Below are 21,975 nucleotides of genomic sequence, written 5' to 3'. Positions count from 1 at the left end.
GGTGACGGCAGTCCGCGGCACACCCCGCCGCTCCCCTTGGTGCGCCCACCAGCGCGCCCCGACGAACAGGAAGACGATGTCGGACGAGATCCCCCTCATCGAGGCCCCCAAGTCCCGGCTGCCGCTGCTGGCCGCAGTCGTGGTCGTCGTGCTCGCGATCATCGGCGCCGTCGCGTTCCTCGCGACCCGCGGCGACGACGCCCCGCGTGCGACCGGCGACGACGCCCCCGCCGAGCTCTCGAAGGACAAGCCGGTCAAGCTCGTGCTCGGTGCGGTCGGCGCGAGCGACCCCTACTGGGAGACGCTGACCGAGGCGGCCAAGGAGGCCGGCATCGACCTCGAGGTCCGCGACTTCGCCGACTACACACAGCCGAACCCCGCCCTCAAGGAGGGCGAGCTGGACGCCAACCAGTTCCAGCACATCGTCTACCTCGCCGAGTACAACGTCGCCAACGACGACGACCTGGTCCCGCTCGGCTCGACCGCCATCTACCCGCTCGGCCTCTACTCGCAGAAGTACGACGACGTCGCCGACATCCCCGACGGCGAGACCGTGATCGTCCCCGACGACGACTCCAACCAGGCCCGCGGCCTGCTCGTGCTGCAGTCGGCCGGCCTGATCGAGCTCAAGGACGGCGGCTCGATCTTCTCGACCGTCGCCGACGTCGACACCTCCGCGTCGCGGGTGAAGGTCAAGGCCCTGCAGGCCGACCTGACGCCGACCTCGCTGCCCGACGTCGCCGCGGCGATCGTCAACAACGACTTCGTCGAGGACGCCGGGCTGAAGTTCGACGACGCGATCGCGGTCGACGACCCGAGCGACCCGAAGGCCGTGCCCTATGTCAACATCTTCGCCGTCCGCGCGGAGGACAAGGACAACCCGGTGCTGAAGAAGCTCGTCGAGGTCTACCAGCAGACGCAGGCCGTGCTCGACGGCGCCGACGAGGCGTCGGGCGGCACCGCGGAGTTCGTCACGATCAGCCAGGCCGACCTCGAGGCCAGCCTGCGCGAGGTCGAGGCGCAGATCCGCGACCAGAAGTGACCATGGCACTGGTCGAGCTGCACCGCGTCGTCAAGGAGTTCCCCGGCGCGCGCCGCGGCGACCCCGTCCACCGTGCGGTGGACGGGGTCGACCTCAGCGTCGAGCAGGGCGAGATCTTCGCGATCATCGGCTACTCCGGCGCCGGCAAGTCCACCCTCGTCCGGCTCGTCAACGCGCTCGAGCCGGTCACCTCGGGCAGCGTGGTCGTCGACGGCGTCGACGTCACCACGCTCTCCGAGCGCGCCCTGCGCGAGCTCCGCCAGGGCATCGGCATGGTCTTCCAGCAGTTCAACCTGATGGAGTCGCGCACCGTGTGGGGCAACCTCGCGTTCCCGCTCACGGTCGCCGGCGTCGCGAAGGGCGAGCAGCAGAGGCGGATCTCGGAGCTGCTGCACTTCGTCGGCCTCGCCGACAAGGCCCACGCCCACGTCGCCGACCTGTCCGGCGGCCAGAAGCAGCGCGTCGGCATCGCCCGCGCGCTCGCGACCAACCCGCGCCTGCTGCTCGCCGACGAGGCCACCAGCGCCCTCGACCCGGAGACCACGCGCGACGTCCTCGACCTGCTCGCGAAGGTCAACCGCGAGCTCGGTACGACGATCCTGCTGATCACCCACGAGATGGACGCCGTACGCCGCATCGCCCACCGGGTCGCGGTGATGGAGAACGGCCGTGTCGTGGAGACCGGGCCCGTCCTCGACGTCTTCGCGGACCCGCAGCACGCCGTGACCCGCCGCTTCGTCGGGACCGTCGTCGACGACCTGCCGCCGGACGAGGTGCTCGCCGCGCTGCGCGCGACCCATCGGGGCCGCTTCGTGCGGCTCGCCTTCCGCGACCCCGCCGTACGCCAGTCCGACGCGTTCGCCGCGCTGCTGCGCCACGACGTCTCCTTCGAGCTCGTCTACGGCGGCATCGAGGAGATCCAGGGCAGCAGCTTCGGGAACCTGACCCTCGCCCTCACCGGCGACGACGCCGCGATCGACGCGGCGCTGGCCGAGATCGGCACGACCGTGCCCTGGACGGAGGTGGCCCGATGAGCGCGCCCGCCCTGGAGAGCCTTGCGATCGACACCCGGCTCGGCGACCTGCAGCCGGAGTTCTGGTCGGCCGCCGGCGAGACGATCATCATGGCGTCGTCCGCGCTGCTCATCGGCGGCGCGCTCGGCCTCGCGCTCGGGCTGGGCCTCTACCTGACCCGGGCCGGCGCCCTGTTCGCCAACCGGCCGCTGTTCGTCGTCCTCAACGTGGTCGTCAACTTCTTCCGGCCGATCCCGTTCATCATCTTCATCGCCGCCCTGCAGCCGCTGGCCCGTCACGTCGTCGGCACCGGCATCGGCATCCGTGCCGCCACCTTCGGCATCACCGTCGCGGCGGTCTTCGGCATCAGCCGGATCGTGGAGCAGAACCTCGTCACGGTGAGCCCCGGCGTCATCGAGGCCGCCCGCGCGATGGGCGCCAGCCGCACCCGGATCACGCTGACCGTGCTGGTGCCCGAGGCGCTCGGCCCGCTCGTGCTCGGCTACACCTTCGCGTTCGTCGCGATCGTCGACATGACGGCGATCGCCGGTGTCATCGCGGGTGGCGGGCTGGGCTCGTTCGCGCAGCGCTTCGGGTTCCGCCAGTTCGACCAGGTGGTGATGTGGGCGGCGATCCTCGTGCTGGTCGCGATGGTGATGCTGATCCAGCTCGGCGGCAACGTGCTCGCGCGACGGATCCTGCGGCGCTGACAACCCATCGGCGGCTCCGCGGGCGGGGGTCGGCGGCGGCGGGTCGGCGGCGGTCGGGACGTCCTCCGCTGCGGCTGCGGTTTGCGTCATACGAAGCGAGCGTCCGGGCGACCGGTTCGTATGACGTCCCCGCGCCGTTGGGGGCCGACCCCCCACCCCTCCCACCCGCCGGGTATGCGTCATACGAAGCGAGCGTCCGGGCGACCGGTTCGTATGACGTCCCCGCGCCGTTGGGGGCCGACCCCCCACCCCTCCCACCCGCCGGGTTTACGTCATACGAAGCGAGCGCCCCGGCGACCGGTTCGCATGACGTCCCCGCGCCGTTGGGGGCCGACCCCCCACCGCCCCCACCCGCCGGGTTTACGTCATACGAAGCGAGCGCCCCGGCGACCGGTTCGTATGACGTCACCAGCCGACGACCACCACCCGACGACCACCAGCCGCTGACAACCAATCGGCGGGTCGACGCATCACACCCGGCAGACGCTCGCCACCGCGGCGGGCCCCTGACTCGGGAGAGCTCATGTTCCGTCGTACCCCTGCCGCCCTCGCCCTGCTCCTCGCCCTCGGCGCCGCGTCACTGAGCGCCTGCAACGACGACGACAAGGCGTCCGACAGCACACCGTCGGGTACGCCGACCAGCGACACGGCGACGACCGACACGTCGAGCGACGCCCCGGCGCCGACCACGGACGCCGACCTCGGCGACGACGCCGACGCCGACGCGGGCGACGTGGTGATCGAGCCCGGCGCGATCGGTGCGGCACGGGTCGGGATGACCCGTGCCGAGTGGGAGGGCACCGGCCTCTTCGAGGACGGCGCACTCGTCTGCGAGGGCGAGCTGATCCACTGGGCGGGTGAGCCGAAGGGCTTCGGCGTCCTCACCGACGAGGACGCCACGATCACCCAGCTGACGGTGGGCACCCCGGGACCGCACACCAAGCACGGCGACATCGAGGTCGGCTCCACCTACGGCGAGCTCAAGGCCGCCTGGCCGGACCTGACCGAGCCGGTCGAGGACGGCTTCGACCAGGCGTCGGTCTACCCGCCGGGCGAGGAGGACGGCGACGTCTACATCGCCTTCCTCCTCGACGCCCCGGTCGACGAGGTCACCGATGACACCGAGGTCGCCGTGATCGGCGTCAGCGGCGGGCAGAAGCCGAACTTCCAGTACGACTGCTGATCGGCGCCTCCCCGGTTGGCGACGCACCTACCAGAATTGTCGTGAATCCCTCACGGGAGCAGCGAATTCGGTAGGTGCGTGGCCAACCCCTCAGGCCGAGGCCGCCGCGAACTGCGCCGCGTGGAGCCGGGCGAACGCGCCGTCCCGCTCCAGCAGCTCGGCGTGCGAGCCCTGCTCGACGATCCGGCCGTGCTCCATGACGAGGATCAGGTCCGCGTCGCGGATCGTGGAGAGCCGGTGGGCGATGACGAACGACGTCCGGTCGGTGCGCAGCGCCGCCATCGCCTGCTGCAGCAGCAGCTCCGTGCGGGTGTCGACGGACGAGGTCGCCTCGTCCAGGATCAGCAGCGCCGGCTGGGCGAGGAACGCCCGCGCGATGGTGATCAGCTGCCGCTCGCCGGCCGAGAGGTTCGAGCCCTCGTCGTCGACGCGGGTGTCGTAGCCATCGGGCAGCGAGTGCACGAAGCGGTCGACGTACGTCGCCCGGGCGGCCTCGCGGATCTCCTCCTCGCTCGCGCCGGGTCGCCCGTAGGCGATGTTGTCGCGGATGGTGCCCTCGAAGAGCCAGGTGTCCTGGAGGACCATGCCGATCCGCGAGCGCAGCTCGGCGCGGGACAGGCCCTTCACGTCGACGCCGTCGAGGGTGATCCGGCCGCCGTCGAGCTCGTAGAAGCGCATGATCAGGTTGACCAGCGTGGTCTTCCCCGCGCCGGTCGGGCCGACGATCGCGACCATCTGGCCGGGGTGCGCCACGAGCGAGAGGTCCTCGATGAGCGGCTCGTCGGCGTCGTACGAGAAGGACACGTGCTCGAACGCCACCTCGCCCCTCGTGTCGGCCGCGCGGACCGGCTCGGTCGAGAGCGAGGACGGGTCGACCTCCTCCTCGGCGTCGAGCAGCTCGAAGACCCGCTCGGCCGACGCGACGCCGGACTGCAGGAGGTTGGCCATCGACGCGATCTGGGTGATCGGCTGGGTGAACATCCGCGTGTACTGGATGAACGCCTGCACCTCACCGAGGCTGAGCGAGCCGGACGCGACCCGCAGCCCGCCGACGACGGCGATCACGACGTAGTTGAGGTTGCCGATCAGCATCATCATCGGCATCACGAGGCCGCTGATGAACTGCGCCCGGTACGACGACTGGTAGAGCTTCTCGTTGGCGTCCTCGAACTCCGCCTCGACCTGCGCGCGCTGGCCGAAGACGGTCACCAGCGCGTGCCCGGAGATCGACTCCTCGACCTGGGCGTTGAGCCGGCCGGTCTCGCGCCATTGCGCGATGAACTGGCCCTGCGAGCGCTTCATGACGCGTCCGGTCGTGAACATCGCGATCGGCACCGACACCAGCGCGATCAGGGCGAGCAAGGGCGAGACCCAGAACATCATCCCGAGCACGCCGACGACCATCAGGATCGAGGTGAGCAGCTGGCTCATCGTCTGCTGGAGGTTCTGCGCGACGTTGTCGATGTCGTTGGTGACCCGGCTGAGCAGCTCACCGCGCGGCTGGCGGTCGAAGTACGACAGCGGCAGCCGGTGGACCTTCTCCTCGACGTCGGTGCGCATCCGCCGCACGGTCGCCTGCACGATGTCGTTGACGAGGAAGCCCTGCAGCCAGCCGAGCACCTGCCCGCCGACGTAGATCGCCAGCGTGATCAGCAGGATGTGGCCGACCTTGTCGAAGTCGACGCCCTGTCCGGGCACGAAGTCGAGGCCGCGCAGGAAGTCGGCAAGGCCCTGGTCGCCCTTCGCCTCGGCGTCGGCAACGACCTCCGCCTTGGTGGTGCCGGCGTCGATCCGGCCGCCGATGTAGCCGTTGAACACGGCGTCGGTCGCCTTGCCCATCAGCCATGGGCCGACGGCGACGGAGGCGACCGAGCCGATGCCGAGGAGGAGTACGGCGACGGCGCGGCCGCGCGCCGGACGGAGCAGCCCGAGCAGGCGGCGCCCGGAGCTGCGGAAGTCGTCGGCCTTCTGGCCGACCATGCCGCCGGCCGGGCCCCGGCCGGGACCGCCCTGCTGGACGATCCGCTCGGTCGTCTTCATCGTGCTCTGGGGCTTCGTCCCGCTCATGCCATGACCTCCTCTCCCTTGATGCCTTGCGAGGCGGCGATCTCCTGGTAGGTCTCGTTGTCCCGCATCAGCTCCTCGTGCGTGCCACGCCCGACGACCCGCCCGTCCTCGAGGACGAGGATCAGGTCGGCGTCGCGGATGGTCGCGATGCGCTGGCCGACGATGAGGACGGTGGCGTCGCGGGTGACCGGCTCCAGGGCCGCGCGCAGCCGGGCGTCGGTGGCGACGTCCAGCGCCGAGAAGGCGTCGTCGAAGAGGTAGATCTCCGGGCGTCGTACCAGTGCGCGGGCGATGGCGAGGCGCTGCCGCTGGCCGCCGGAGACCGTCGTACCTCCCTGCGCGACGGCGGTGTCGAGGCCCTCGGGCATCTCGCGCACGAAGTCCGCGGCCTGGGCGATCTCCAGCGCCTCCCACAGCTCCTCGTCCGTGGCGTCCGGCCGGCCGTAGCGCAGGTTGGACGCGATGGTGCCGGAGAAGAGGAAGGCCCGCTGGGGGACGAGCCCGATCCTCGACCACAGCAGCTCGGGGTCGAGCTCGCGGACGTCGACGTCGTCGACCCGGACCACGCCCTCGGTCGCGTCGAGGAGCCGCGGCACCAGGTTGACCAGGGTGGTCTTGCCGGCGCCGGTCGACCCGATCAGCGCGACCGTCTGTCCCGGGCGGGCCGAGAAGCTGACGCCCGACAGCACCGGAGCCTCGGCGCCGGGGTAGGTCAGGCCGACGCCCTCGAGGTCGAGGTGGCCGGCGACGTGGACCTCGGTGACCGGTTCCCTCGGTCGTACGACGCTGGTGTCGGTCGCGAGCACCTCGCTGATCCGGTCGGCGCTGACCGCGGCACGCGGCACCATCATCAGCATGAAGGTGCCCATCATCACCGACATCAGGATCTGCATCAGGTAGGACAGGAACGCCGTCAGCGCACCCACCTCCATCTGCCCGCTGTCGACGCGGTGGCCGCCGAACCAGATCACGCCCACGCTCGCGACGTTGGACACGCCCATGACCAGCGGGAACATCAGCGCCATCCAGCGGCCCGCGCGCAGCGAGACCGCGGTCAGGTCGCCGTTGGCGTCGTCGAAGCGCTTGGTCTCGTAGGGCTCGCGCACGAACGCGCGGACCACGCGGATGCCGGTGATCTGCTCGCGCAGGATCCGGTTGACGTCGTCGAGGCGCTCCTGGACCGAGCGGAACGCCGGCACCATCTGCGAGACGACGAGGCCGATGCACAGGAAGAGGACGGGTACGACGGAGACCACCAGCCAGGAGAGGCCGAAGTCCTCGCGCATCGCCATGATCACGCCGCCGACCATCATGATCGGGATGGTCACGGCCATCAGGCAGGTCATCATCGCCAGCATCTGCACCTGCTGGACGTCGTTGGTGGCGCGGGTGATCAGCGACGGGGCGCCGAAGGTCGAGACCTCGCGGGCGGAGAAGCTGCCGATCCGCCCGAAGATCCGCTTGCGGACGTCGCGGCCGAAGGCCATCGCGGCCTGGCCGCCGAACCATGCGGACGTCATCGAGCAGGCCGCCTGGACCAGCGAGATGGCGAGCATGATCGCGCCGATCCTCAGCACGTAGCCGTTGTCGCCGCGGGCGATGCCCTTGTCGATGATGTCGGCGTTGAGGTGGGGCAGGTAGAGCATCGCGACCGTCGAGGTGAACTGCAGGACGACGATGGCTGTGAGCCAGCCGCGGTACGGCGCGAGGTGGGTGCGCAGGAGTCGGACGAGCATCAGGGGGCGCTCCTCTCGGTGCCCTTCTCGACCGTCTTCTCGACACCGTGCAGGACGGTGTCGACGATCTGGGCGGGGGTGAGCAGGTCGTTGTCGGCGATCTCCCGGTGGGAGCCGGCGAAGGTCAGCAGGCGCCACACGTGCAGCACCTGGGCGGGCGGCATGGTGAGGCGGTCGGCGTCCGGCTCGATCAGCGCGAGCAGCCGGCGTCGTACCTCCTCGAGGCCGTCGGCGATCTCGGGCCGGTCGTGCAGGTGCCGCGGCGGGCCGACCGCCCCGATCGCCCGCATCAGCTCGAAGATGGCGAGGAAGCGCTGCTGGAGGATCGAGGTCATCGCGAGCATCCGGTCGCGAAGGGGCAGCGAGAGGTCGATCTCGTCGAGCCGGGTCAGCACGTCACCGGGCTCGAAGCAGCGGGCGATCGTCGCGTCGACCAGGTCGTCCTTGGAGTCGAAGACCCGGAAGATCGTGCCCTCGGCCACCCCGGCCGCCTCGGCGATCAGCTTGGTCGTCACCCGCGTGCCGTGCTCGTACAGCAGTGGCCGGGTGGCGCGGATCAGCGCCTCCCGGCGGTCCTCCGGGGAGAGCGGCGCGGCACGAGGTGGCATGCCTGCCACTGTAAGTGAGTGAGCACTCACTCACAACTGCTTATTCGTCCGAGGGTCCGCGCATTGGTCTGGTGGGTCGGCTCAGCTCAACCACGACCTCGTCGTACCGGACCCATTGGCTGCAAATCCCCCAGATTCACAGCCAATGGGTCCGGTACGACGAGCATTATGTCCACCGTCACGCCCGTGGGGGCTGGGGCGCGGACCACCGACCCCGGACAATGGAGCCATGGCCCGCGTCGCACTCGTCCTCGGCTCCGGAGGCGCTCGCGGCTACGCGCACCTCGGTGCGGTCGAGGAGCTCCGCTCGCGCGGCCACGAGATCGTGGCCGTCTCCGGTACGTCGATGGGTGCCGTCGTCGGCGGCCTGGTCGCGGCCGGCAAGGACCGGGAGTTCGCCGACTGGGCCTCCACCCTGACCAGCCGCCGGGTGCTGCGCCTGGCCGACCCGACGTGGGCGGGCGGCGGCGCAGCGACGGCCGAGCGGCTGATGGCGGCCCTCGACGAGCTCGTCGGCGACGTGATGATCGAGGACCTCCCGATCCCCTACACCGCCGTGGCGACCGACCTCGCCGCCCGGCGCGAGGTGTGGTTCCAGCGCGGCCCGCTGCTGCCGGCGATCCGCGCCTCGATCGCGATCCCGGGCCTGTTCACGCCCGCCGTCGTCGACGGCCGGATCCTCGTCGACGGCGGCCTGCTCAACCCCCTGCCGCTCGACCCGACCGCCGCCGCGGCCGCCGACTTCACGCTCGCCGTCTCCCTGCAGGGCCCCCGTGAGCCCAACGAGCCCTCCTCGCCCGCCCGGGGCTTCTCCGTACGACGAGCCGAGTGGGCGGCCGACCTGCGCCGCCGGTTCCGCCGCGGCGAGGCGCTCGCTGCCGTGGACGATCTCGCGGACGTCGTACCGATCGGGGCGGTGGAGGCGCCCGCCGAGGTGGGCCCGGAGGTCGACGTACGCCCGGACGTGCGCACCTCCGAGGTGGTGTCGCTGTCGTTCGACGCGATGCAGAGCCTGATCACGCGCTACCGGCTGGCCGCGCTGCCGCCCGACGTGCTGGTCACCGTGCCGCTCGGCGCCGCCCGCACGCTCGACTTCCACCGGGCCGAGGAGCTGGTCGAGCTGGGCCGCCAGCTCACGAAGCAGGCGCTGGACGACGCCGATCGTTGATGCGGATCCGGGTGGTGGGAGTTTCACCGGCCGGCCGGTGAAACTCATGGTTGGACGACGAAGTTTCATCGTCCAGGCATGAGTTTCGTCGTCCAAGGACGCCAGTTTCACCGGCCGGCCGGTGAAACTCACGGGACCGCCACGCACGCCGGTTATCCTCCGAGTCACCACGACGAAGGGGGACCCGGTGCCAGCGCAGTCATCTCGGGAGAAGCGCGCACTCCGCATCCTCGGCACCGGCGCCGCGCTGCCGGACGAGGCGCTCACCAGCGCCGAGCTCGACGAGCGCCTCGGCCTCCCCGCCGGCACGGTCGAGGCGCGGACCGGCGTCCGGGTGCGGTACGTCGAGCGCGGCTCCGCCGCCGAGCTGGGCGCTCGTGCCGCCCGCAAGGCCCTCGCGGCCGCCGGGGTCGACCTCGACGACGTGGACGTGATCATCGGCGCCAGCGCGACGCCCGACCAGCCGCTGCCCTGCAACGCGTCGCTGATGCACGAGCAGCTCGCGCCGGGGCGGCCGATCCCCGCGTGGGACGTCAACGCCAGCTGCATGAGCTTCCTCGTCGCCCTGGACCTCGCGGCGACCCTCGTCGACGCCGGGCGCCACGAGCGGATCCTCATCGTGTCCTCCGACCTCGCCTCGGTCGGCCTGGACTGGGACGACCTCGGCGCGTCCGGGATCTTCGGCGACGGAGCCGCCGCGGCGGTCGTCGGTCCCGCCGGCGAGACCGGGTCGGCCGTGCTGTCGTCGGGCTTCGAGACCTACAGCGAGGGCGCGCACACGTGCGAGATCCGCGGTGGCGGCTCGCGCTACGCCCCCGACCGGGTCGAGGGCGAGTACGCCGACTGGGGCCGCTTCCGGATGGACGGCGGCGCCGTGTTCCGGCTGGCCTTCCGCCACCTGCCGCCGTTCGTGGCGGGCCTGCTCGCCGAGGCGGGCGTGACGATGGACGAGCTCCCGGTCGTCGTACCCCACCAGGCGAGCCACCACGGTCTCGACTGGGTGCGCCAGCAGTTCGGAGTCGGCGACCGGCTGGTCGACATCTACGCCGACCACGGCAACCAGGTCGGCGCCTCGCTGCCGACGGCGCTGCACACCGCGATCGAGAGCGGTCGCCTGCAGCGCGGCGACCACACACTCCTGCTCGGCACCGGCGCCGGGATCAGCCTGGGCGGGATGGTGCTGTGCTACTGACGATCGAGCAGCCCGAGGTCACCTTCCACTGGCTCCGCGTGGGCCACTGCAAGGGTCCCGAGGCGCTGGCGCGGCAGGGCGGGCGGCTGCGGCCGGTCGAGTTCCCGTCGTACGTCGGTGCGCTGCACCACCCGAGCCACGGCTGGACGCTCTTCGACACCGGCTACTCGCAGCACTTCTTCGACGCGACCCGGCGGCTGCCCGAGCTGCTCTACCGCACCACCCTGCCGGTGAGCCTGCCCGACGAGGAGCACCTGCCGCGCCAGCTCGCGGCGCTCGACGTCGACCCGGTCGACGTACGCCGGATCGTGGTCTCGCACTTCCACGGCGACCACGTCGGCGGTCTCCTCGACCACCCGCGGGCGCGGATCATCGCCGGTGCCTCCGGCGCCGAGCACGCGCTGTCGCTGCGCGGGTTCAATGCCACCCGGCACGCGATCCTGCCGGCGCTGCTGCCCGACGACCTGCGCGACCGGCTCGACCCGGTCGACGGGTTCCCGTCACTCGCCGTCGCTGGGCTGCAGACCTGGGACCTGCTCGGCGACCGCAGCCTGCTCGCCGTGGACCTGCCGGGCCACATGCCCGGCCACCTCGGCCTGCTCTTCACCTCCGGCGGCCGGCAGGTGCTGCTGGTCGGCGACGCCGCGTGGACGACGCGCTCCTTCCGCGACCTCAAGCCGCCGTCGCGGCTGGCGAAGGGGGTCATGCACGACTGGCCCAGCACCGTCCGCACGCTCGGGGTGCTGCACGAGCTCGACGCCGCCAACCCCGGCCTGCTCGTACTGCCGGCGCACTGCCCGGAGGGCCACGCGGCGTGGACCGCGGGCGCCACCGGAACCGCCGGGGCCTGAGCCGATGCCCGGAAGCCAGGCGGCGGTCGCCGCCTCGTTCGCCCGCGAGCGCTGGCTCCTCCCCGGCGTGTACGACGCCGCGCGGGCCCGTGCGCTCGAGCGGTTCCTGCGCGAGGACCTCCCCCGGGCGTCCTTCTACGCGGGCCTCGCCGGCCGACCGCTGGGGGACCTCCCGGTGGTCGACAAGCGCACCGTGCTGGCCGACTTCGCGGCCTTCAACCGCTACGGCATCACCCTCGAGCAGGCGCTCGCCGTCGCCGAGGCGGCCGAGCGCTCCCGCGACTTCACCGCCACCCTGCCGGGCGGCGTCACCGTCGGGCTGTCGTCCGGCACCACCGGCACCCGCGGCGTCTTCCTCGTCTCGGAGCAGGAGAGCCGCCTGTGGGCAGGGATCCTGCTCGGTCAGATGATGGCGCCCGCGTCCCTGCGCGTGCTCGCCCGGCGACCGCTCCGGGTCGCGCTCTTCCTCCGCGCCAACAGCAATCTCTACGAGACCCTCGACAGCCGACGCGTGGCGTTCTCGTGGCACGACCTGACCGTCCCGGTCGAGGACCACCTGCCCGACCTGCCCGGCACCGACGTCCTCGTCGCGCCGGCGAGCGTGCTGCGCCGGATCGCTGCGTCGAAGCCGGCCGGGCTGCGGCCGATCCAGGTCATCTCCGTCGCCGAGACCCTCGACCCCGAGGACGAGGCCGTCATCCGCGGGTCGTTCGGCCTGCCGGTCGAGCAGATCTACCAGGCCACCGAGGGCCTGCTCGCCGTCAGCTGTCCAGCCGGGCGGCTGCACCTCAACGAGGGCCACGTGCACATCGAGCCGGAGTGGATCGACCACCGCCGCTTCCACCCGGTCGTCACCGACTTCACCCGCACCACCCAGCTCGTCGTCCGGCACCGCCTCGACGACGTGCTCCTCGCCGCGCCGGGTCCGTGCCCGTGCGGGCGTCCGGGCCGCAGCATCGCCGCCGTCCTCGGCCGCGCCGACGACGTGCTGACGCTGGCCGGCGACGGAGGCGCCGTGCCGGTCTGGCCCGACGCGCTGCGCCACGCCGTGGCGCTCGCCGGCGAGCTCGGCGACTACCGGATCGAGCAGCACGGCGACGAGTGGCGGGTCGCCGTGACCGGCCTGCCCGCCGGGATCTCCCGCGTCGGCGTGGAGATCGAGCGGCTGGCGGAGCGGCTGCGCGCGCGGCCGCCGGTCGTCGTACCCATGGGGTGGCCGGTGGAGGCCCCGGACCAGAAGCGCCGTCGGATCAGGAGGGTCTCGTGAGGCTGTTGGTGACCGGAGCGTCCGGGTTCGTCGGCGGACGGCTCGTGGAGAGGGCGCAGGAGGCCGGGCACGAGACCTTCGGGATCGGCCGGCGGCGGCTCGACCGCGACGACTACGCCAGCGTCGACCTCGGCCGCGTCGGCGACCCGGCGGGGCTGCCCGCGCTGCCCTGGCAGCCCGACGCCGTCATCCACTGCGCGGCCCGCGCGACGCCGTACGCACCCCGCAAGGCCTACGACCGCGACAACGTCACCGCCACCCGCACCGTCGTCGAGTGGTGCCGGCGGCTCGGCAACCCGCGGCTGGTGCACGTGTCGTCGAGCTCGGTGCTCTACCGCGACGGCGACCAGCTCGACCTGACCGAGGAGTCGCCGGTCGGCCCGACGTTCGCCAACGACTACGCCCGCACCAAGGCCGAGAGCGAGGCCGTCGTCCGCGAGTACGACGGCAGCTGGGTCGTCGCGCGCCCGCGCGCCGTCTTCGGGCCGGGCGACACGGTGCTGTTCCCGCGGATCATCGCCGCCGCGAAGGCCGGCCGTGTCCCGCGGCTGACCGGACGTGCCGAGCCTGCCGTCGGCGATCTGATCTATGTCGACAACCTGGCGGCCTACCTGATCGAGCTGGCAGCCCGGCCCGAGCTCGGCGGCGTCTACCACCTGACCAACGCCGAGCCCGTGGAGATCCAGGCGATGCTGCTCGAGGTCATCGACCGGCTCGGCCTGCAGCCGCCGACCCGCGAGGTCAGCCTGACCACGGCGATGCGCGCGGCGACCGTGCTGGAGCGGGCGTGGCGGCTGCTGCACCTGCCGGGCGAACCGCCGATCACTCCCTACGGCGTCGGCGTGCTGAGCTGGTCGAAGACGTTCGTGCCCGACAAGATGCTCCGCGACCTCGGCACGCCCCGGGTGTCGGTGGCCGAGGGCGTCGACCGGTTCGTCGCGTGGCAGCGGGAGCGCCTGTGAGTCGCCGAGCCACCACCGCCGCTGCCGTCGGCTACCTGGGCCTGCAGGCGGCGAAGGCCGCGATCACGCTGCGCACCGCCTCCCGTGCGCCCGCGGCCGTCGAGCCCGGCCCCGCCGAGATCGGGAAGGTCGTCGTCGTGCAGCCGATCCTCTCCGGCGACCCGGGCCTGGAGGACGCGCTGCGCGACAACCTGCTGTCGCTGGACGGGGCGCGATTCTGCTGGCTGGTGGACGAGGACGACCCGGAGGCGCAGCGGATCGTCGGCCGCCTCCGCGACCAGCTCGCACGCTCCGGCGCGACCGGCACCCGCCTCGACATCCGCATCTGCCCACCCGCCCCCGACGGCACCAACCCCAAGCTCGCCAAGCTGCAGCCCGCCCTGGACGAGGCCGCGGACGACGAGATCTTCCTCGTGCTCGACGACGACACCCGTCTGCCCCGGGCGAGCCTGGGCGCGCTGCTCGGCGGCCTGGAGCGGGCGACGCTGGCGACCGGCCTGCCGGCGTACCTCCCGGGCGGGACGCCGTGGGCGCAGCTCGTCGAGCAGTTCGTCGACAACAACGCGGCCATGACCTACCTGACCCTCGACCCCGTCACGATCAACGGGATGACGTGGGCGATGCGGGTGCGCGACCTGCGCTCGCTCGGCGGGTTCACGCCGATCCTGCGCAATCTCACCGACGACCTCGCCGTCGCGGGCGCCGTGCAGCGCACTGGCGGGACCATCTGCCAGACCGCGTCGCCGCAGTGGATCACCACGACGGTCGACTCCCCCGGCGCCTACGTCCGCCTGCTTCACCGCTGGATGCTCTTCGCCAACCTGCTGCTGCGGCGCCAGCCGCTGAGGACCGTCGCCGCGATCAGCGTCCTGCACGGCACCCACCCGAACCTGCTGTGGGCGGTGCTCCTCGGGACCGTCCGCGAGCGGCGTCTCGGGCCCCTAGCGGCGCTGCTCGGTGGACGGTTCCTGCTGCTGCGGCTGGTCCAGCTGCGCATCTACGGACGGCCGCTGCACCGCCCGGGGATCTCGCTGGTGTCCGAGCTGGTGCAGCCCCTCCACCTGGGGCACGGCGCCGTGCAGCGGACCATCCGGTGGCGGACGCACACCTACCGCGTCGTCGCCGACGACGACTTCCGGGAGGTGCGGTGAGGCTCCAGGTCCTCCACCTGACCGGCCAGAGCGACCCGCGCAGCTGCGCGCTCTCCCCCGTCCAGCAGGCCTTCCTCGACGACCTGCCCGTGCCGGAGGCCGCGAAGGTCCGGCTGAACTTCCCGTACGACGCCACGCTGGCGCCGTACCGTGCCGTGCCGTTGTGGCTGGGCAGCCTCCGGCACCTCGTGCTCTTCCTGCGGGTCCGGCTCCTCAGGGCGGGCTGGGCCGCGACACACCGACCGCGGGTCGAGGAGCAGCTCCGCAGGGCCGAGCACACCCTCGTCCTGGCCGGCTCGATCGGCCTCGACCTGCTCGGGCGGCTGGACCTTCCCCGCGACGTCCTCGACCGGCTCACCGTCGTCGCGTACGGCGCCGTCGCCACCCGGCCGCCGGACTGCCGCACGATCCGGGTCGCGAGCAGCAGCGACCACCTCGCGCGGTGGTGGCCGCGCGACCTCGAGGTCGCCGCGGGGCACCTGGACTACCTCGCCTCGCCGGAGCTCGCGGCGCTCTGCCGGCGGCTGGCCGTCGAGCTGACGCCCGCCCCGGTCGTCGAGGAGGTTGCGCAGCAACCGTCACGAGACGCACTGGACGCATGAAGCACGTCGACCTCGTCGCGCCCCCGATGGCCGGGCACCTGCACCCGGTGCTCGGCATCGCCGAGCGCCTGGCCGCGGAGCCCGGCCTGTCCGTGCGGGTGGTCAGCACCGCCGCCGCACAGCCGGCGATCCGCGCCGCGGGCCTGACCGGGCAGGCGCTGCTGGACGGCGCCGACGAGGTCATCGAGACGGTCGTGAACCCGCCGTACCGGATCGGCAGCAACCCGCGGAGGCTCTTCCGCCAGTTCCGCGCCGCGGTGCGGCTGCAGCAGGACTTCCGGGCCGAGCTGCTGGCCCTGTGGGAGCAGGGACGGCCCGACCTGGTCATCGCCGACTTCACGATGGGCGCCGTCGGCACCGCCGCCGACGAGGCCGGCCTGCCCTGGTGGACGGTCCACCCGTCGCCGTGCGCGATCGAGGGACGGAGCGGTCCGCCGGCGTACCTCGGCGGGTGGCGGCCGGGCGTCGGGCTGCCCGGCCGCGCCCGCGACGCGATCGGGCGCCGGTGGGTGCGCGGCTTCAAGCGGATCGCTCCGCGGCTGGCCGGGGTGCGGCTCGCCGACGTCGGCGTGGAGCGGATCTACCGCCCCGACGGCTCCGAGGCGATCTACTCCGCCGACCGCACCTTCGCGCTCACCCCCGCCGCGATCGAGTACGAGCGCCACCTCCCCGCCGCCGTCCGGTACGCCGGCCCGGTGCTGTTCACCCCGCCCGTGGACGCCGCTCCCGTGACCCTCGCGCCGGGCCGGCGGCACGTCCTGCTCACCGCGGGCACGCACCTGCCCTGGCACAAGCAGGCGCTACTCGACACGGCCGTCGCCGCCGTCGCGGACCTGCCCGACGACGTGATGGTGCACCTGACCCTCGGCGGCTGCGCGGGCCCCGTCGGCGGACCCGGAGTCGGGCTGCCGGAACGGGTGGTCGTGCACGACTACGTCAGCTACGCCCGCGACCTCCCCCGGTTCGACGCGGTCGTGCACCACGGCGGGGCGGGCGTGCTCGGCCACACGCTGGCGGCCGGCCTGCCGTCCGTGGTGTGGCCGGTGGACTACGACCAGTTCGACCACGCCGTGCGACTCGTCGATGCGGGCGTCGCCGTACGCCTCTTCCAACCCGCCGGACTCGCGAACCGGATCCGCCAGGTCCTCGACGACCCCCGGTACCGTCGCGCCGCCCAGCAGGTCGCCGCCGACATCGCCGCCCGTCCCGCGGTCGACCTCATCGCCGACGAGGTCCGCGCCCGCCTCCTCCCCTGACCCCCTCCCGCCGAGTTGCCGCTTCGGCCGCGCGACTTGCCACTTTCGTCGGTCGACTTGCCGGTGTCGTCGGTCGACTTGCCGGTTTCGTCGGTCGACTTGCCGGTTTCGTCGGTCGAGATCGCACGAAGGGGCAACTCGACGCACCTCACCGGCAACTCGGCGGGCGGAACCGGCAACTCGGCGGGCGAAACCGGCAACTCGGCGGGCGGAACGCACAAGTCGGCGGGTACGACGGCCGCGTCCCACGCCCGCGCGGGTTATCGGATTCGGCCACGAAATCGGCATCTGCGGGGCATCATGCGCCCATGGACATGGGGCAACCGTCGGACGAGCGCGCCCAGCTGGACGCGCTGATCTCTGCGGCCGCACCCGACCCGCTCCCCGCCGGGCAGGCCCTCCCCCTGCTGCAGCAGTCGGGCGAGAAGGATGCGGCGGTCCTCGGGCGACTCGCTTATCACGCGCTGACCGGTGTCGACCCCGGGGAGGGCGACCCGCCCCCGCCCGGTGAGGTCGCTCCCGGCTTCCCGCCGTTCGCGGCCGAGGTGCTGATGCGCGCCATCTGCGGCCCGGACCACCGGCGCCCGACGGCGCAGGCGCTGCTCATCGTGCTGGACACGGTGCCGCTGGCGTCCTGGCCGGGCGCCGACCGGCCGTTCGTCACGCTCGGCGAGGCGGCGCCGGCAGCAGTGGCCGACGTGGCGCCGGCGACCGTCGAGACGCCGGTCGTGGACCGCGCACCCGCCACGGTCGAGACTCCCGTCGTCGCCCTGCCCGAGCCTGAGGTCGAGCCCGAGGCCGAGCCCGCGGTCGAGGTCGAGGTCGACGAGGAGGTCGAGGAGCGCGCTCCCGAGCCGAGCGTCGCCGCGATCCACCATGACGAGTTCCGCAGCCTGCTGACCCCGTCGCGGGCGGTGCCGCGGTTCGACCCGCTGAACGACCCGCTCACCGATCCGTGGGATCCCGACACGGGCGAGATCGCCCGCATCGACCTTGACCTCGTGACCGGTACGACGGAGCCGGAGCCGGTCGTCGAGGAGCCGGACGCCATCGAGGCCGACGTCGAGCCCGTCGAACCCGAGCCCGTCGAACCCGACCCCGAGCCGGTCGACGAGGTCGTCCAGGAGGTCGAAGAGGTCGAGGAGGAGGTCGTCGACGACGGGCCGCGCGGCATGCACGACGAGTTCCGCAACTTCGTCTCGCCGAGCTTCGCGGTGCCCCACTTCGAGCCGCTCGAGGGCACGCTGCCGGCGGGGAGCGACCGGGTCCGGCGGCGTCGTACCCGGAAGTCCTCGCGGGACGTGGAGCCCGAGCCGGCCAGGGAGCCGGCGAAGCCCGCCAAGGCCCCGAAGGCATCAAAGGCATCGAAGCCCCCGAAGGTGCGCGCCGAGCGGACCCCCGTCGCGAACGCCTCGTCCGACGACGACCGGCGCCAGACCCTGCTCCTGGTGGGCGTGATCCTGGTCCTGATCATCCTCGGCGTGCTCTGGGCGACGCAGAACGGCGGCGACGAGGACAGCAACGGGGCCGGTGCGCCTCAGGGCGCGAGCCGGGTGACCTCCCAGCCATTCGACGCCCTGCCGTAGCGGATCCGGTCGTGCAGGCGGCCGGGCCGGCCCTGCCAGAACTCGAAGGACGCCGGCTCGACCCGGTAGCCACCCCACTCCGGGGGCACCGGGACGTCCTGGCCGGCGAAGCGCTCCTCCGCCTCGCGGTGGCGCAGCTCGAGCTCGTCGCGCCCCGCGACCACCTGGGACTGGGGTGAGGCCCACGCGCCCAGCTGGGAGCCCCGCGGCCGCGAGGCCCAGTACGCCGCCACGTCGCCGGCCGGCAGCGGGCGAGCGAGCCCCTCGACCCGCACCTGCCGCTCGAGCGGGTGCCACGGGAAGAGCAGTGCACAGCGGGACTCGTGGGCCAGCGCCGCGCCCTTGCGGGAGGCGGTGTTGGTGAAGAAGCGGAAGCCGTCCGGCCCGACGCCCTTCAGCAGCACGGTCCGGGCGGACGGCGCGCCATCGGGGTCGACGGTGGCGACGACCATCGCGTTCGGCTCGTGCAGGCCCGCTGCGGCCGCCTCGTCGAACCACTGCTGCCACAGCTGCCAGGGATCCGCGCCGGCACTCGCCTCGTCGAGCCCGGCGTCGCCGTACTCCGCTCGCAGGGCGGCCAGGTCCACCGATCGGTCATCCGACATGGACCCAATCTAGGCCGCGGCTCCGAGGCCCGATGCGGGGTGGGGCAGAATGCCTGTGGCCCGCGGCCTGCCGGCTCCCGGCCGGCCGCCCGAAGGAACGAAGGAGTCGCCGATGGTCGAGGTACACCACGGACTGGAAGGCGTCGTCGCCTTCGAGACCCAGATCGCGGAGCCGGACAAGGAAGGCTCGGCGCTGCGCTACCGCGGCGTCGACATCGAGGACCTGGCCGGCCGGGTCCCCTTCGAGAACGTCTGGGGCCTGCTGATCGACGGCTCGTTCACCCCCGGCCTGCCGCCGGCGGAGGCGTTCAGCCTGCCGGTCCACACCGGTGACGTCCGCGTCGACGTCCAGGCCGCGATCGCGATGCTGGCGCCGGCGTTCGGCTTCGGCCAGACCTATGACATCTCCGACGAGCAGGCCCGCGAGGACCTCGCCCGGGTCGCCGTGATGGTGCTGTCGTACGCCGGCCAGTCGGCCCGCGACATCCACCTGCCCGTCGTACCCCAGCGGCTCGTGGACGAGGGCAGGACCCTCGCGGAGAAGTTCCTCATCCGCTGGCGCGGCGAGGCCGACCCCAAGCACGCGCACGCGATCGACGCCTACTGGTCGTCGGCCGCCGAGCACGGCATGAACGCCTCCACCTTCACCGCGCGTGTCATCACCTCCACCGGTGCCGACGTGGCGGCTGCCTTCTCCGGCGCCATCGGCGCGATGAGCGGCCCGCTGCACGGCGGCGCCCCCTCGCGTGTGCTCGGCATGATCGAGGAGGTCGAGAAGTCGGGCGACGCGCGTGCCTACGTCAAGGGCCTGCTGGACTCCGGCGAGCGGCTGATGGGCTTCGGCCACCGCGTCTACCGGGCCGAGGACCCGCGCGCGCGGGTGCTGCGTCGTACCGCCAAGGAGCTGGGCGCCGCCCGCTACGAGGTGGCCGAGGCGCTCGAGCAGGCCGCCCTCACCGAGCTGCGCGAGCGTCGCCCCGACCGCGTGCTGGAGACGAACGTGGAGTTCTGGGCGGCGATCGTCCTCGACTTCGCCGAGGTCCCGGCCAACATGTTCACCTCGATGTTCACCTGCGCCCGCACGGGTGGCTGGTCGGCGCACATCCTGGAGCAGAAGAAGACCGGTCGCCTGATCCGTCCGTCGGCGGTCTACACCGGCCCCTCGACCCGCCCCGCGAGCGACATCGAGGGCTGGAACCCCGACTGGGCGAAGTGACGTCGTAGCCCCAACGGGCCCGTACGACGGGGGGAGCTGCCAGCCGGCGGCTCCCCCCGTCGGCCGTTTTCGCCGCGAAGTGTGAGGGTTTCTCCTGCGAAGTGCGAGGGTTTCTCCATCGAGATGTCACGTCTCGATGGAGGGGAAGACGCACTTCGGCGGAGAAAGCCTCACACTTCGCGCCCTCAGAGGCGCCCCACGAACCAGGAGGTGTGGCCGGCGGCCGCGCTCCGGGTGAGGGAGACGTGCACGTGGTCGAGGTGGCGCAGGGTGCGGGAGCAGCGACGCAGGGACGGGCAGGAGGAGCTGCGGTAGGGGCGCGGCTCGAAGCCGTCCCACGCCGACCAGATCCGGTCGTTCCAGATGAGGTACATGATGCCCATCCGCCGGGCGAGGGCGTCGGCCTCGCCGGCCGCGTCGGCCGCGTCGGCCGCGAAGAGGTCACGCATCAGGCGGGCGACGCGGGCGCGGTCGGCCGGGCGTCGTACGTCGACGGACCAGTCGAACGCGCGACCCTCCTGGTGCTCCGAGCGGCTCCCGCCGCAGGCGCGGGAGATCCCGCCGAAGCGGCCGCCGTACCTGTTCACCGTCCAGCGGGCGAACAGCACGGTGCCCGGCTTGGCGGCGGGCGCGCAGCGCGTCGCCGGCTGGTACGGCGCGTAGTCCTCCAGGTCCGCGGCAGCGGCCGGGCGCGCGAGCGCCAGCGAGGTGACGACGACGAGCAGGAGCAGGGACAGGCGGCGCACGGTTCCTCCAGGGCGGATGACAGATCTGTCCCATCGGCAGCGCCGACGGCGACCTGAGCGGGGGCTCGTCAGACCGTGATGCCCAGCTGCCCCAGGAGTACGACGGCCGCGGGCGCCGGCCCGAACGGGCTCCACGCGACGTGCTCGGTGCGGCCGGGACCGCCCACCACGGGGATCGAGACGAGCTCCGGGAGATGTGCGACGAAGGTCGACGGCAGCAGGGCGACGGCGAGGCCGGCGCGCAGGATCCGCGCCATCAGCAGCATGTCGGTCACCTCGAACGCGACCTCGCGGACCAGTCCCGCGCGCTCGAAGGCGAGGTCGGTCTGCAGCCGCCCCGGGCTCGTCGCCGGGAAGTCCACGAAGGTCTCGTCGGCCAGCCGGTCGAGCCGGAGGCGTCGCCGGCCGGCGAGTGGGTGGTCCGGCGCGACGACGGCCCGGTGCCGGTCCCGGGCCAGCACGCGGCTGGCGACCCCGGCGACCTCCTGCCCCTCGGGCAGGCCGAGGAAGGCGAGGTCGAGCCTGCCCTCCGCCACGCTCCGGACCAGCTCGTCGCTGCTGCCGCTGGCGAACCGCACCTGGACGCCGGGGTGCTCGGCGCGGAAGGCCTGGAGCGTGGCGGGGACGTCGACCGCGGCGACCGTCGGGATGACACCGACCGACAGGGGGCCGCGGATCTCGCCGGTCGCGGCGGCGACCTCGGCGGCCGCCCGGTCGGCCGCCTCCAGGCACTGCCGCGCGACGGGCAGGAAGGCCTCCCCCGCCGCGCTCAACCGCACCTGGCGGCTGGTGCGGTGGAACAGCCGGGCGCCGAGCTCCTGCTCCAACCGCGCGACCTGGTGGCTGAGGGCGGACTGGACGACGAAGCACCGCTCGGCCGCGCGGGTGAAGCTGCCGAGCTCGGCGACCGCCACGACATACCTCATCTGCTGGAGCTCCATCGATCAATCGTGCATCACGATCGATCCGATGAAAAGCATGCGTTGGACTCATCAATGCGGAGGCCGCAGGCTG

General features: G+C 72.7%; 20 protein-coding genes. 14 read left to right on the top strand and 6 right to left on the bottom strand.

What is annotated here, in order from left to right:
• Positions 1-76: 76 nt before the first annotated feature.
• The 4 genes from AC2YHB_RS01375 to AC2YHB_RS01360 all read left to right on the top strand — a co-directional run bounded on the left by AC2YHB_RS01375 (position 77) and on the right by AC2YHB_RS01360 (position 3,948).
• On the top strand, positions 77-1,042 hold the full coding sequence (locus AC2YHB_RS01375; protein ID WP_179649314.1) for a MetQ/NlpA family ABC transporter substrate-binding protein: 966 nt from the start codon (positions 77-79) through the stop codon (positions 1,040-1,042).
• Between the two features lie 2 nt (positions 1,043-1,044).
• Positions 1,045-2,076, top strand: coding sequence for a methionine ABC transporter ATP-binding protein (locus tag AC2YHB_RS01370; RefSeq protein ID WP_179649312.1), 1,032 nt, complete (start codon positions 1,045-1,047; stop codon positions 2,074-2,076).
• Positions 2,073-2,765, top strand: a complete 693-nt coding sequence (locus AC2YHB_RS01365) for a methionine ABC transporter permease (RefSeq protein WP_179649310.1) — start codon at positions 2,073-2,075, stop codon at positions 2,763-2,765. Before AC2YHB_RS01370 ends, AC2YHB_RS01365 begins: the two co-directional genes overlap by 4 nt.
• Positions 2,766-3,288: 523 nt before the next feature.
• Positions 3,289-3,948, top strand: coding sequence for a hypothetical protein (locus AC2YHB_RS01360; protein ID WP_179649308.1), 660 nt, complete (start codon positions 3,289-3,291; stop codon positions 3,946-3,948).
• A gap of 90 nt (positions 3,949-4,038) precedes the next feature.
• Here the strand turns inward: AC2YHB_RS01360 and AC2YHB_RS01355 are convergent, their stop codons facing one another.
• Genes AC2YHB_RS01355 through AC2YHB_RS01345 form a run of 3 tightly spaced genes read right to left on the bottom strand, consistent with a single transcriptional unit; the run spans position 4,039 to position 8,359 of the window.
• Positions 4,039-6,015, bottom strand: coding sequence for an ABC transporter ATP-binding protein (locus AC2YHB_RS01355; protein ID WP_218864696.1), 1,977 nt, complete (start codon positions 6,013-6,015; stop codon positions 4,039-4,041).
• A complete protein-coding gene (locus AC2YHB_RS01350) occupies positions 6,012-7,751 on the bottom strand; it encodes an ABC transporter ATP-binding protein (protein ID WP_179649306.1) in 1,740 nt (579 codons plus the stop codon). The genes AC2YHB_RS01355 and AC2YHB_RS01350 overlap by 4 nt, the downstream gene beginning before the upstream one ends.
• Positions 7,751-8,359 carry a TetR/AcrR family transcriptional regulator gene (locus AC2YHB_RS01345; protein WP_179649304.1) on the bottom strand — a complete coding sequence of 203 codons (609 nt, stop codon included), beginning with the start codon at positions 8,357-8,359 and terminating at the stop codon, positions 7,751-7,753. Before AC2YHB_RS01345 ends, AC2YHB_RS01350 begins: the two co-directional genes overlap by 1 nt.
• A 229-nt stretch (positions 8,360-8,588) precedes the next feature.
• On the opposite strand from AC2YHB_RS01345, the gene AC2YHB_RS01340 reads away from it, so the two are divergent.
• The 9 genes from AC2YHB_RS01340 (at position 8,589) to AC2YHB_RS01300 (ending at position 18,394) form a co-directional block, all read left to right on the top strand.
• Positions 8,589-9,527 (top strand): patatin-like phospholipase family protein, encoded by a 939-nt coding sequence (locus tag AC2YHB_RS01340; protein WP_036550380.1) that lies wholly within the window; start codon positions 8,589-8,591, stop codon positions 9,525-9,527.
• A gap of 187 nt (positions 9,528-9,714) precedes the next feature.
• Positions 9,715-10,719, top strand: a complete 1,005-nt coding sequence (locus AC2YHB_RS01335; protein WP_179649302.1) for a 3-oxoacyl-[acyl-carrier-protein] synthase III C-terminal domain-containing protein — start codon at positions 9,715-9,717, stop codon at positions 10,717-10,719.
• Positions 10,710-11,570, top strand: a complete 861-nt coding sequence (locus tag AC2YHB_RS01330) for an MBL fold metallo-hydrolase (RefSeq protein WP_179649300.1) — start codon at positions 10,710-10,712, stop codon at positions 11,568-11,570. The genes AC2YHB_RS01335 and AC2YHB_RS01330 overlap by 10 nt, the downstream gene beginning before the upstream one ends.
• 4 nt (positions 11,571-11,574) lie before the next feature.
• Positions 11,575-12,837, top strand: coding sequence for a F390 synthetase-related protein (locus tag AC2YHB_RS01325; protein ID WP_179649298.1), 1,263 nt, complete (start codon positions 11,575-11,577; stop codon positions 12,835-12,837).
• Positions 12,834-13,799 carry an NAD-dependent epimerase/dehydratase family protein gene (locus AC2YHB_RS01320; protein WP_179649296.1) on the top strand — a complete coding sequence of 322 codons (966 nt, stop codon included), beginning with the start codon at positions 12,834-12,836 and terminating at the stop codon, positions 13,797-13,799. The genes AC2YHB_RS01325 and AC2YHB_RS01320 overlap by 4 nt, the downstream gene beginning before the upstream one ends.
• A complete protein-coding gene (locus tag AC2YHB_RS01315) occupies positions 13,796-14,950 on the top strand; it encodes a glycosyltransferase (RefSeq protein ID WP_179649294.1) in 1,155 nt (384 codons plus the stop codon). The genes AC2YHB_RS01320 and AC2YHB_RS01315 overlap by 4 nt, the downstream gene beginning before the upstream one ends.
• Positions 14,947-15,552 carry a hypothetical protein gene (locus AC2YHB_RS01310; RefSeq protein ID WP_179649292.1) on the top strand — a complete coding sequence of 202 codons (606 nt, stop codon included), beginning with the start codon at positions 14,947-14,949 and terminating at the stop codon, positions 15,550-15,552. The genes AC2YHB_RS01315 and AC2YHB_RS01310 overlap by 4 nt, the downstream gene beginning before the upstream one ends.
• The gene (locus tag AC2YHB_RS01305; RefSeq protein WP_179649289.1) at positions 15,549-16,808 is read left to right on the top strand and encodes a glycosyltransferase; all 1,260 of its coding nucleotides are present in this window, start codon (positions 15,549-15,551) and stop codon (positions 16,806-16,808) included. Before AC2YHB_RS01310 ends, AC2YHB_RS01305 begins: the two co-directional genes overlap by 4 nt.
• Before the next feature lie 308 nt (positions 16,809-17,116).
• Positions 17,117-18,394 carry a hypothetical protein gene (locus AC2YHB_RS01300; protein ID WP_487353298.1) on the top strand — a complete coding sequence of 426 codons (1,278 nt, stop codon included), beginning with the start codon at positions 17,117-17,119 and terminating at the stop codon, positions 18,392-18,394.
• Here the strand turns inward: AC2YHB_RS01300 and pdxH are convergent.
• A complete protein-coding gene (gene pdxH / locus AC2YHB_RS01295; RefSeq protein ID WP_179649285.1) occupies positions 18,346-18,999 on the bottom strand; it encodes a pyridoxamine 5'-phosphate oxidase in 654 nt (217 codons plus the stop codon). The two genes, AC2YHB_RS01300 and pdxH, sit on opposite strands and share 49 nt — an antisense overlap.
• A 112-nt stretch (positions 19,000-19,111) precedes the next feature.
• Here pdxH and AC2YHB_RS01290 point away from each other — a divergent pair, with 112 nt between their 5' ends.
• On the top strand, positions 19,112-20,215 hold the full coding sequence (locus tag AC2YHB_RS01290) for a citrate synthase 2 (protein WP_036550374.1): 1,104 nt from the start codon (positions 19,112-19,114) through the stop codon (positions 20,213-20,215).
• 185 nt (positions 20,216-20,400) lie between these two features.
• On the opposite strand, the gene AC2YHB_RS01285 is transcribed toward AC2YHB_RS01290, so the two are convergent.
• Together AC2YHB_RS01285 and AC2YHB_RS01280 are read right to left on the bottom strand one after the other, a co-directional pair.
• A complete protein-coding gene (locus tag AC2YHB_RS01285; RefSeq protein WP_487353297.1) occupies positions 20,401-20,961 on the bottom strand; it encodes a VldE C-terminal domain-containing protein in 561 nt (186 codons plus the stop codon).
• Between the two features lie 68 nt (positions 20,962-21,029).
• Entirely contained in the window at positions 21,030-21,902 is an 873-nt protein-coding gene (locus tag AC2YHB_RS01280; protein WP_179649281.1) for a LysR family transcriptional regulator, read from the bottom strand.
• Between the last annotated feature and the right edge of the window lie 73 nt (positions 21,903-21,975).

Source organism: Nocardioides sp. SRI_004 (genome assembly GCF_057586415.1).
This window is presented reverse-complemented; position numbering and strand designations above follow the sequence as displayed.